Origin of the sequence: Sphingobium sp. Ant17, assembly GCF_000588875.1 — a bacterium.
GTDB lineage: Bacteria > Pseudomonadota > Alphaproteobacteria > Sphingomonadales > Sphingomonadaceae > Sphingobium.
In genome coordinates this window covers 1-11051 of sequence record NZ_JEMV01000099.1, presented here as the reverse complement: position 1 = coordinate 11051, position 11051 = coordinate 1, and the positions used below count along the sequence as shown (strand labels likewise).

Genomic DNA, 11051 nt, shown 5'->3' with positions numbered 1-11051 from the left:
CTCCATCACCATACGAACCGCCCGTTCGCGAACTTCAGGTGAAAATTTGTTGGTTGTCTTGCTCATAACGGATGCTCCTTCTCACAAGTTGGAGCCTCCTGAAAACCCGGGACGCTTCACTTTCGGCGAAGCACGGTTAAGCCGGCCTCATCTACACCGTGAACTTGGAAAACCGTTTTGGCCAGATCAAGGCCAATTGTAACAACTCATACCATCCGTCCGTGATGCTGACACACGTGGGGGATTCCCAAAGCGGCGAAACTATGAATCTATGTCTTCGGGTTGGAGGGCATTGTCATGGGTGCAGCGATTGGATTGCGAGACGACTTTGATGCAGCGGGCTTGAGGCGACTGGCGCGGACGACAAAGAGCGCGAACCAGGGACGCCGACTGCTAGCTTTGGCGGAAATCTATGATGGCGCGAACCGCAGCGATGCCGCGCGCATCGGCGGAGTGACCCTGCAGATCGTGCGGGATTGGGTGGTGCGGTTCAACGCCCGAGGTCCAGCGGGTCTCCTTGACGGCAAGGCCCCAGGCAAGCCGCCCTTGCTGAATGATACCCAGCGCCAAGCGCTCGCGGAGGTCGTTGAAAGTGGACCGATACCAGCGATCCATGGAGTTGTGCGTTGGCGGCTGATCGACCTGGCGCGGTGGCTTCATGACGAATTTGGGGTGTCTCTGACGGAAACGACCGTAGGGCGAGAGTTGAAAAAGCTGGGCTATGTGAAATTGACGGCACGCCCACGTCACCATGCCCAGAACGAATATGCGATGGAGGACTTCAAAAAGGGGGCTTTGCAGCCGAGCTGGCAAAGATCAAAGCCGCTCTCCCGCGCGACACGCCCATAGAGGTATGGTTCCAGGACGAGGCCCGTATCGGCCAGAAAAACAAGATCACCCGCCGCTGGGCCAGGCGCGGCACCCGGCCTTCAGCGCCCAAGGATCAGAGGACCAAATCAGCCTACATCTTCGGCGCTATCTGCCCTGAGCTTGGTAAGGGCGCTGGCTTGGTCCTGCCCTTCTGTAATACCCAGACCATGTCGCTGCACCTGGCGGAGATATCGCTCGCTATCGAACCAGGTGCCCACGGCGTGCTGCTGATGGATCAGGCCGGATGGCACATGACCGGGAAGCTGGAAGTACCCGATAATATCAGCATCGTTCCGCTGCCGCCAAAATGTCCTGAACTCAACCCGGTCGAAAATATCTGGCAGTTCATGCGCGATAACTGGCTATCCAACCGCATCTTCACGTCCCACGACAACATCGTCGACCTTTGCTGCGAAGCCTGGAACAGGCTGATCGATCAGCCCTGGCGCATCATGACAATTGGACGCCGCAAATGGGCACGTGGGTCGTGATCAATGCAGGTTGGTATAAGAGGCCGTCGCGCCGCTCCCGCGCTTGCCTGCTGCCATCGCGCGCAGAGGCGCAGAGAAATACCGGGCGTGTCGGCTTTCTCTGGATGGCGAGAAATGGTGGGAAGCGGTCAGGCAGCTTTGGGAGGGGCGGTTAGCCGACGCTTGATGCTCAGGCGTGCAACGGGCTGGGCGACGGGAAGATAGAGTAGTTTCCGCTGCTTGCGAACGCATCGCCAATCTCAGGTTCGCCATCATTGATGGTATAGGGGAAGAACACTGTAACGGAGTAGTTATCGCGATGATCGAGGTTTAACGCGATTGCATCGGTCTTTTCGCGCGCTCCAGGAGGCGCCACTCGAACATCGTAAACCAATGCGGTCGCAAGCAACTCTCCATCAGCAGCGCCATCTTTAAAGGCAGCTTGGAGAATATCAATTAGACTTTGCGATCGTGAATGATCTTCTCCATCATCCGCGCCAACTGACACAATTTCCCCATCGAGCAACATTTGCGCACCGAATGGTAAAAACTCACCATGATCTCTCAGCATCTTCTCCGCAAAGGGCAAAGCAACATCGAGAAGCTGGTCACAATCGTCTTTGGCTGGCACCGCTGGTCCATCATCTGAGTTTTCGCCTGACTTTAAGCGAAAACCAGCGGCCAGCGCAACGTTCGCTATCGGAGCCGAATGGCAAAATGGTGAATGGCTCAGCTTGGGCGAAACCCGCCAATGCGCAGATAAGAAAAAGGCCGGACCGTTAGGGGCGGTCCGGCCTGGGATGAATGGAAAAGTCAGGACGCCTTAAACGTGGCAGGCCTGCGCGCTCTTGCCCGGCGCGGTGATGGTGACATTGTCGCCCGAACCGTCGATTTCATAACCGCCCTCGGCCGTGAACGGCTGACCGGCTTCGGCCGCCTTCAAGGTGGTGGCTGCGCCGCCCTTTTCGGTGCGGAGCAACGCGGTCTTGTCGTCGCTCATATAGTCGACGAAGAACAGGCTGTTGTCCTTGCAGCGGAACTGCTTGTTGGCCTTGACCGACGGCGGCAGCTCGACGGGCGCGGCGTTGGCGAGCTGCTCCGCCAATGGGTCGGCAGGGCCGCCCACGACTTCAGGCTCGTCATTCTGGTTGCAGGCGGACAGCAAGCCAAGGCTCGCAGCGGCGATCAGGGGGATGTAAAATTTCATAGCGATCCTTTTATGTGCGTGTGCAGCATGATGCGTCAACGCAAAACTACCGCGTTCCCGCCATGCGTTTCTTATGACGTCATGCAGCATTGCTGTCAGTGGGGTGTCCGAACCATAGGGCGAATGCCTGATTGTCCGCTGCGGGCTTGACCGGGCGAGCGGTGGCGGTCAATGCAGGGTCATGGCCACCGACAGCAGCACGCAAGCCCCGGATCCCACCCAGCTTTCGTTCGAGGATGCGTTACGCGCGCTCGAATCGATCGTGCGCAGGCTCGAAAGCGGCGATGTCCCGCTCGATGAGTCGATCTCGCTCTATGCGCAAGGGGAAGCGTTGCGCAAACGCTGTGCCGACCGGTTGCAGGCGGCCGAGGCGCGGATCGCCAAGCTGACGGTCGACGCCAATGGTGCCGTGACCGGCGCGCAGCCGTTCGGCGCGGACTGAGCGGCATGGGGGGGGATGTTTCATCGGCGGCGCTGCTCACAAGCCGTTCGCGTGATGTTGCAGCGCGGATCGACCATGGGTTCGATCTGCTCTTGCCCGTACCCGACGATGCGCGCGCGCGCCTCTATGAAGCGATGCGCCATGCTGCGATCGGCGGCGGCAAGCGGCTGCGGCCCTTGCTGGTCGAAGCGACCTGCGACCTGTTCAACATTTCGCGCGAATCGGCGCTGCGGGTGGGTTTGGCGGTCGAATGCATCCATGTCTATTCGCTGATCCATGACGATCTGCCCGCGATGGACGATGACGATATGCGCCGGGGCAAGCCGACCGTCCATAAGGCCTTCGATGAGGCGAGCGCGATCCTGGCCGGCGATTGCCTGCATGATGTCGCCTTTGAAATCCTGGCCGACGAACAGACCCATCCCGACCCGTTCGTGCGGATCGACCTGGTCAGGGCGCTGGCGCTGGCGAGCGGCCCGGCGGGCATGGCGGGCGGACAGATGATGGACCTGGAAGCCGAAAAGGCGCGCTTCGACCTCGCCACCGTCACCCGGCTGCAAAATCTCAAGACCGGCGCCTTGATCGCCTTCTGCGTCGAGGCGGCGGCGATCATGGCGCGCATCCCGGTGGAGGCGCGCACCGGCCTGCATGGCTATGCCCGCGACATTGGCTTGGCCTTCCAGATTGCTGACGATCTGCTGGATGTGGAGGGCGACGCGGACCTGGCGGGCAAGGCGCTGGGCAAGGATGCGGCGGCGGGCAAGGAGACGTTCGTCTCGCTGCTCGGCGTCGATCGCGCGCGGGCACAGGCCCACATGCTGGTCGATCAGGCCAAGGCGCATCTGCACGGCTATGGCGCGGAGGCCGACCTGTTGCGCGCGATTGCCGACTATATCGTTGGAAGGGACCGCTAAAGCCCATGAGCAAGCAGCGTATCGGCGTCTATCCCGGCACTTTCGACCCCGTCACCCTGGGCCATATGGACATCATCCGGCGCGGCGCGAAGCTGGTCGATAAGCTGGTGATCGGGGTCACGACCAACATCGCCAAATCGCCCATGTTCTCCGACGAAGAGCGGCTGGAGATGGTGCGGCGCGAATGTGCGGAAATCGACAGCGACATCGTCGTCATCGGTTTCAACTCGCTGTTGATGGACTTTGCCGAATCGCAGGGGGCCGAAGTCATCATCCGTGGCCTGCGCGCGGTCGCCGACTTCGAATATGAATATCAAATGGCGGGCATGAACCAGCAGATCAATGCCCGCGTCGAAACCGTCTTCCTGATGGCGGACGTATGCCTGCAGCCCATCGCGTCGCGCCTGGTCAAGGAAATCGCGCTCTATGGCGGGCCGATCCATAAGTTCGTCAGCCCAACGGTACGCGATGAAGTCGTGGCGCGGGTCGACAAGATGGGGCGCAAGGGGAGCGTGTAGCTTTCGCTCAGCCTGCGTTCAGTTGCCAATCGCGATCAGCGCGTTATCAGGGCCGCTTGGCCCTATGCCCATAAGATCAAGGAAGTCTGTTTCATGCGTTTCACCTGCGCGCTCAAGACCATGGCGATCGGTGTCGCCCTCGCAACGTCCGGCTTTGCCTATGCCCAGGGTGCGCCCGGTGGCGGCGGAGCCGATGAGGCGAAGCGGGCCGAGGCCGCCGTGCGCGCGCAGGACAATGCCAAGTCGCTCGAAACCGACCTGACCCCCAAATTGCCGCCCGCCGTGGTTCCGGCCGATCCGCAGAATATCTGGGATCTGGACCTTTCCACCGGCGGCCGCGTCCGCATCCAGTTGCGCCCCGACATCGCGCCTGGCCATGTCGAGCGGATCAAGGAACTGACGCGCCAGGGCTTTTACAATGGCCTGAAATTCCATCGCGTCATCCCCGGCTTCATGGCGCAGGGTGGCGATCCCAAGGGCGACGGCACCGGCGGATCGCAACTCCCCGACCTCAAGGCCGAGTTCAACCCGATGCCGCATCTGCGCGGCACCGTGTCGATGGCGCGCGCGCAGAGCGAGGACAGCGCCAACAGCCAGTTCTTCATCGTGCTGCTGCCCCGGATGCAGCTCGACAAGAAATATACCGTCTTCGGCCGCGTGATCGAAGGCATGCAATATGTCGATTCGATCGCGCAGGGCGAACCGCCCGCCAATCCCAGCACGATCCTGCAGGCCTCGATCGAAAGCGACGGCAAGCCGCCAGTGACGACGCCGATGCCCGGCATGGCCGCACCCGCCGCGCCGTCGATCCTGCCTTCACCAGCGCCGGGACAATAAGAGGCCACAACTTGCCGTTCGCTTCGAGCGCAGTCGAGAAGCCGCTGGCTTAGTTAAACGAAACTCTCAAAACCATGCGCGTAGATCTGTTTGATTTCGACCTCCCGCCGGAGAATATCGCGCTGCGCCCCGCCAGCCCGCGCGATGCCGCACGGCTGTTGCTGGTGCCCGGCGCAGGGGATTTCACTGACGCCACGGTGCGCGACTTGCCCGGCCTGCTGCGCGCCGGCGATATGCTGGTGTTCAACGACACGCGCGTCATCCCCGCTCAATTGGAGGGGATGCGTGGCGAAGCCCGGATCGGCGCGACGCTGCACAAGCGCCTCGGCCTGCGCCAATGGCAGGCCTTTCTGCGCAATGCCAAGCGGGTGCGGGATGGCGACCGTATCGATTTCGGCGCGGGTGTCACGGCAATCGCCGGGCCGCGCGACGAAGATGGCGGCGTGACGCTGGACTTCGAAGGCACCGAGCCGGTGGAGGTGCTGCTGGAGCGGGCCGGTCGCATGCCCTTGCCCCCTTACATCGCCAGCAAGCGCCCGACCGACGAACGCGACGTCAGCGATTATCAGACCATGTTCGCGCGCGAGGATGGCGCCGTCGCCGCCCCCACCGCCGCGCTGCATTTCACGCCGGACCTGATGGCTATGCTGGCGCAGGCCGGGGTGCTGACGGAAACGCTGACGCTGCATGTCGGCGCAGGCACCTTCCTGCCGGTCAAGGCCGACGATACCGACGACCATCGCATGCATGCCGAATGGGGCCGGATCGATCCAGCCACGGCCGACCGGCTGAACGCCGCGCGCGCGGCGGGCGGTCGCCTGATCGCGGTCGGCACGACATCGCTGCGCCTGCTCGAAAGCGCGGCGAGCGAAGACGGCATCATCCACCCCTTCGCCGACGAAACCCGCATCTTCATCACGCCCGGCTACCGCTTCCGCGCGATCGACGGGCTGATGACCAATTTCCACTTGCCCAAATCGACCTTGTTCATGCTGGTATCGGCCCTGATGGGCACTGACCGCATGAAAGCCGCTTACGGCCATGCCATTGAAAACGGCTACCGTTTCTACTCTTACGGGGATAGCTCGCTGCTGCTGCCGTGAGAACCGCTTTGCGTCGGCAGCTGTCCACACTCTTAATTGAGCGGCATTCAGATGGGTTTGCGATGGGTGCCTACGGAGTGCGCTTCCAGCCTCTATGCATGCCTTCCGTCAACAATGGCCGGTTGCGGACTGTCGGGTAATCGTCGGATCACCTCGGTTAGCCGACATTCAAGCAACCCACCGTCCTATCCGAGCTGCGCCGGACCACAGTACTCTGTTAGGAAGCAGATGGATTTTGATATTCGAAGATATTCACCAATTGTTGGATTTCAGAATGTTTGACCTTATTCCCTGAACGCAACCAAGGCGCCGAGCCAACTTTTTTGAGGTCGAGCTTAACTTGATCAGCTTCATCTTCATTGGTTAATACCAAGATTCATTGATCATAACCCGTGTGCCCAGTCTCGGAGGCCGATGGACATAATCTTCCATGGTCGATCGACGAGCTGGTTCCAGGCGTAGGTGCAGTGGTCGACAATCTCTTCATAGGAACCGAACACCCGGTTCGATAGCCAATTGTCGCGCATATATTGCCAGATGTTTTCCTGCGGATTGAGTTCGGGGCTTTTCGAAGGGATTGGCACGATGGAGATATTGGGCGGAAGCACGAGTTTTGGGGTCAGGTGCCAACCGGCTTGGTCCATGAGGAGCACCGCGTGAGCGCCGGGCGCAACCGCCAATGAGATTTCTGCCAAGTGAAGGTTCATCGTGTCGGTATTGCAAAATGGCAGGATGAGCCCTGCCGCCTTTCCCTCCTGGGGACAGATTGCACCGAAGATATAGGCGGATTTCGTACGCTGGTCCTGTGGCGCCGAGGGGCGTGTCCCCCGTTTCGCCCATCGCCGGGTGATCTTGTTCTTTTGCCCGATCCGGGCCTCGTCCGCGAACCAGATTTCTACAGGCGTGCCGCGCGGGAGGGACGCTCTGACCTTGTCCAACTCGGCGGCAAAGCCCCCCTTTTGAAGGCCTCGATCGCCTCTGGATCCTGAGCATGATGTTTGGGCCGCGCGGAAAGTTTGCGGTAGCCAAGCGCTCGTAGTTCGCGGCTCAATGTTGGCCTTGAAACTGACACGCCAAATTCGTCCCAAAGCAATTGTGCCAGATCGATGATCCGCCACCGGACCACCCCATGAGCCGCCGGGATCGGACCGCTTTCGATTGCCTCTACCAAAGCCGCGCGATGGGTCGCATTCAGGATCGACGGCTGCCCAGGGGCTTTGCGGTCAATCAATCCGTCGGGCCCGGTTGCGTTGAACTTCACAACCCAGTCTCGGATGATCTGCAACGTCACGCCGCCGAGCCGCGCCGCCTCCGTTCGGCTTGCTCCCTCATAGATCGCCGCCAGCGCAAGCAATCGCCGGGCTTGCCCCCCATCTTTCGATCTGCGTGCCGCTGCCCTGGTCGCGGCGGCGTCAAAATCGGGACGAAGAGGGATCGGCATGGCAAAACTCCAGCTGTTCGCCATGTTGAATCAAGCCGCGCACCTCTTGGCAACCCCCTCCAGAGTCACGCTCTCAGAGATTTGGTATAAGTTATCAACTTTTACAGAAAGATAATTTTCTGGACCATCGGACCCCAAAATTTTAATCTCAATAACACTAGGGTGCGATTTGAAATCCTCCATAACTGGTCTTACATCACCCTTTGCGGTGAAATAGCATACGTTTCCGCTAGATGTCGTCGTCGAATTGTCCTCTTCAACAGGCGCGCGAACTTTCGACGTGCTCCTCGACTCTATTTTAGATAACCTCGAACTAATGTCGTCTAAACGATCAACAATCGCTACGTCGAAAGAAACTTCTCGATGACCAGGAGAGATCACGTCGACGACAACCTTTCCTAAAAATGGCTGATAATCATCGGTAGAATACGCTGTAAACTTTTCCTTTAAAACTTTTGACAGTTTCCTGAAAAATTCCTCCATTCCAAGCATATTCAAATCAATTGGGTAAATAATTGCATGAAAATCCCTGATATCAAATGGTATAACTCCACCGGAATTTACAATTACGATCGTGGGCTTTTTTGACGCTAACCTTAAACCCAGTTCTAGCATTACATTTGGGTTAAGGTCAGATATGTCGGATACCATTAATGGTTGCTCGAAGATATTCGCTATTATTCGCTCTGAAACGCGATCGGCTGAGGTGTTCTCCCATACATTCAGTGGCTGAAAACCTGCATTAGTGATAGCGCGATGTAAAAGAGTTTGAACATCAGACCAATGCGCTTCTGAGTGATTAGTTGTCCCTGATATGGGCATAATGACACCACAAATCGGGTTTGCACTTGCCGTAGTGTCGCTCTCGATGCTGGCTTTTTCGGTCATTTCGGTTCGCCCCCCTTTCCAGAACTCTATTGCTGCAACCGTATCTACCGTCAATGCTTGCGCGTGTAGTCAGCAGCCACCAGTGCAGTGAATTTCCGCTTGTGGGAGCTCTCTTATTGAAGGGGAATGACGGTTTCAGGCGCAGTTCGGCAATTCCGCTCTGCCGAGTTTCCTCTGGTAATTGGATTTACCGCCCAATCACGTTTCGGATTTCGACAATGATTTCCACGCAACGGCTTAGGAATAGTCCACGGGTATCTATCAATCCGCCAACTTCCGATATATCGCCCTCATCAAAAAAGGCTTCGCCTTTGCCCTTGATTGCGAAGGGCAATGAGGCTTCTGTGGTTGCCGCCCGTGATGCAAGAAGTTTCTGATCCGAAGAGCGAGTGATCGAGTGCGGTCTTCTGTCAGGCCTTTGGTTGCGGCGTTTCAGAAGCCGCTGGCCGGTATGGTGATCTGCGGTTCGAGTCCAAATCTCGTTTTCGAGCTGGCATGCTCACGCCTCGTAACTGGTTTTCCCGAACCAGATCTGTTCGCTCATTTCGCCCATTCGGGTCGTCGCCTTCTCACACCCCCATCATCCGACGTTAGGTAAGCTTGTTGGCATGCCGATCATGCAACTGCTGCCTGCGCCGGAATTCTGTATTCATTACCATTTTTTATCAGGCCCAAATCGTTCTGGCCATCTTGTTGGCGAGGGCAATTGCCACAAGCATTCTCGGTTTCCTGGCAAGCATATCTGCGAGCCAGGAATTTTCTGGAATCGATCTTCGACCCATCCAATTCAGACGGGACATTGCACCTATGATAAGCAGTCTGCGGATATCRGCCTGACCYGCTTTCGAAATACGTCCAAGGCGCTCCTTTCCGCCCGAGGAGAATTGTCGCGGGACAAGACCGAGCCAGGCCGCGAAGTCCCGCCCGCATCGGAAGCTCTCCATTGATGGRGCGAAGGCCTCGACCGCTAAGGCTGTTAAAGGGCCAACTCCCGGAATCGTCTGTAGCCGCTTGGCCGCGTCAGTTTCAGCCGCCAGCGCTTTGATCTTCTTTGTCCGTATATTGATACGCTCAGTTTTCTCAGCGATCTGTGCCARTAGATCTCGGCATTCCTCCCGCATCAAAACGGGCAAATCGCTGTTAAGCTCATCAAGAATGTCCGCAATCCTGCAGAGCTGATTTATGCCTTGGGGGACAACATGACCATATTCATAGAGCGCCGCCCTTACGGCATTGACCAGTTCCGTGCGTTGATGAACCAGCCGTTCTCTTCCGCGAAATAGAATCGCCCTGCTTTGCTGCTCTTCCGACTTTGGATCAACAAACCGCATCTCTGGTCGTTGAGCCGCAATTACGATCGCTTCAGCGTCAGCGGCATCATTTTTCTGTCGCTTCACGAACGGCTTAACATAGTGTGGTGCGATAAGTTTGACCTCGTGGCCAAGCCGGATCATTTCCCGGGCCCAATAATGCGCACTGCCACATGCTTCCATCACGATCACCGCCGACGGTTGCGCTGCCATAAATGCGGCGAAGGCTGAACGCGGAAKCTTTTTCCGAAACTTGGGTTSGCCTGTCATTGACGCTGCATGAAGCTGAAACACGGACTTTGCCAAGTCCACGCCGATCATTGTATCTTTTGACACGATTGCCGTCCTTTCCGCTCAGTGGTCCTAATTCCACTATCCTGGCACATCTCAGTGCCGTCTGGGGAGGGCGGCAACCACCCCATCTCGTTTGTCGAGCAGTCGATCATAGCTAGGCCCCTCACCATGCTTTAAGACGTTTACTGCTAACCGATAGTTGAGAAGGCTGTCCGCAAGATCGGCTCGGTTTTGACTTCGCAGCAACTTGTCGAGTTCGGGGTACGCATTGGCCCAACCAAAACTTTGCTGTAACATCCCCTCGAAAGTGCCGATGACGCCCACAACTATGATGGTGGTTGCCATAGAGCATGTCCGCAATCCATTTACATCGACGCTGCTAGCTCCCGTCTGCAGGTTCGCAACATACGTGTCATAGGCTTCAGCCACCTGACCAGAAAGCATGTGTGGTGCGCGGCAGAGATGTTCGAATTTGGAAACAGCGGGCATTGCGCAACATTGCGTGATCGCCAGATTAAGACAAGCGATACCGCGCGATACAAGGCATCAACGTTCAAACCAAAGAGCGACCGCTTATGTAAAACGTTCGTGCGGCTGCCAATGTCCATAATTGGCGCAAAGCTGACTTTTGCACGCGCCCTCTGGACCACCTTATCTGGAGCAGCGAAATCTGTCGCTGTTCCAAGCCCTATTGCGAAGATGTCCTAATCCAGTCAAAACCGCTGTGCCTTCCGTAAAAGCCGGAGGGTGGGGCGTG

The 11051-nt window shown here is 57.9% G+C and carries 11 protein-coding genes and 2 pseudogenes; 6 read left to right on the top strand and 7 right to left on the bottom strand.

The window, feature by feature from the left end; all coding sequences use genetic code 11:
* Positions 1-297 precede the first annotated feature (297 nt).
* A protein-coding gene (locus BF95_RS26835) for an IS630 family transposase (protein WP_096061640.1) occupies positions 298-1361 on the top strand; the annotation gives its coding sequence in 2 pieces (ribosomal slippage) (positions 298-789 and positions 792-1361; 1062 coding nt in all).
* A 169-nt stretch (positions 1362-1530) separates the two neighbouring features.
* Here the strand turns inward: BF95_RS26835 and BF95_RS23320 are convergent.
* Complete coding sequence (locus BF95_RS23320; RefSeq protein ID WP_152542909.1) at positions 1531-1971, bottom strand: hypothetical protein; 441 nt, start codon at positions 1969-1971, stop codon at positions 1531-1533.
* Positions 1972-2163: 192 nt separating this feature from the next.
* Entirely contained in the window at positions 2164-2547 is a 384-nt protein-coding gene (locus BF95_RS23315) for a hypothetical protein (RefSeq protein WP_043154939.1), read from the bottom strand.
* A 181-nt stretch (positions 2548-2728) separates the two neighbouring features.
* On the opposite strand from BF95_RS23315, the gene BF95_RS23310 reads away from it, so the two are divergent.
* The 5 genes from BF95_RS23310 (at position 2729) to queA (ending at position 6361) form a co-directional block, all read left to right on the top strand.
* Positions 2729-2989 carry an exodeoxyribonuclease VII small subunit gene (locus tag BF95_RS23310; RefSeq protein ID WP_037476479.1) on the top strand — a complete coding sequence of 87 codons (261 nt, stop codon included), beginning with the start codon at positions 2729-2731 and terminating at the stop codon, positions 2987-2989.
* A 5-nt stretch (positions 2990-2994) separates the two neighbouring features.
* The gene (locus tag BF95_RS23305) at positions 2995-3903 is read left to right on the top strand and encodes a polyprenyl synthetase family protein (RefSeq protein ID WP_043154935.1); all 909 of its coding nucleotides are present in this window, start codon (positions 2995-2997) and stop codon (positions 3901-3903) included.
* Positions 3904-3908: 5 nt separating this feature from the next.
* Entirely contained in the window at positions 3909-4421 is a 513-nt protein-coding gene (gene coaD / locus BF95_RS23300) for a pantetheine-phosphate adenylyltransferase (RefSeq protein WP_043154932.1), read from the top strand.
* Positions 4422-4514: 93 nt separating this feature from the next.
* On the top strand, positions 4515-5258 hold the full coding sequence (locus BF95_RS23295; protein ID WP_043154929.1) for a peptidylprolyl isomerase: 744 nt from the start codon (positions 4515-4517) through the stop codon (positions 5256-5258).
* Positions 5259-5332: 74 nt separating this feature from the next.
* Positions 5333-6361 (top strand): tRNA preQ1(34) S-adenosylmethionine ribosyltransferase-isomerase QueA, encoded by a 1029-nt coding sequence (gene queA / locus BF95_RS23290; RefSeq protein ID WP_043154926.1) that lies wholly within the window; start codon positions 5333-5335, stop codon positions 6359-6361.
* Positions 6362-6744: 383 nt separating this feature from the next.
* Here queA and BF95_RS26830 read toward each other — a convergent pair whose 3' ends face one another.
* The 5 genes and pseudogenes from BF95_RS26830 to BF95_RS23270 all read right to left on the bottom strand — a co-directional run bounded on the left by BF95_RS26830 (position 6745) and on the right by BF95_RS23270 (position 10639).
* A complete protein-coding gene (locus BF95_RS26830; RefSeq protein WP_235209509.1) occupies positions 6745-7479 on the bottom strand; it encodes an IS630 family transposase in 735 nt (244 codons plus the stop codon).
* Positions 7377-7802: pseudogene (locus BF95_RS29870) on the bottom strand (helix-turn-helix domain-containing protein); the annotation flags it as partial. The gene BF95_RS26830 and the pseudogene BF95_RS29870, both read right to left, overlap by 103 nt.
* Before the next feature lie 30 nt (positions 7803-7832).
* The gene (locus BF95_RS27670; protein ID WP_152542908.1) at positions 7833-8690 is read right to left on the bottom strand and encodes a hypothetical protein; all 858 of its coding nucleotides are present in this window, start codon (positions 8688-8690) and stop codon (positions 7833-7835) included.
* 615 nt (positions 8691-9305) lie between these two features.
* Positions 9306-10336: pseudogene (locus tag BF95_RS23275) on the bottom strand (IS110 family transposase).
* Positions 10337-10387: 51 nt separating this feature from the next.
* Positions 10388-10639 (bottom strand): hypothetical protein, encoded by a 252-nt coding sequence (locus BF95_RS23270; protein WP_152542907.1) that lies wholly within the window; start codon positions 10637-10639, stop codon positions 10388-10390.
* Positions 10640-11051: the final 412 nt, after the last annotated feature.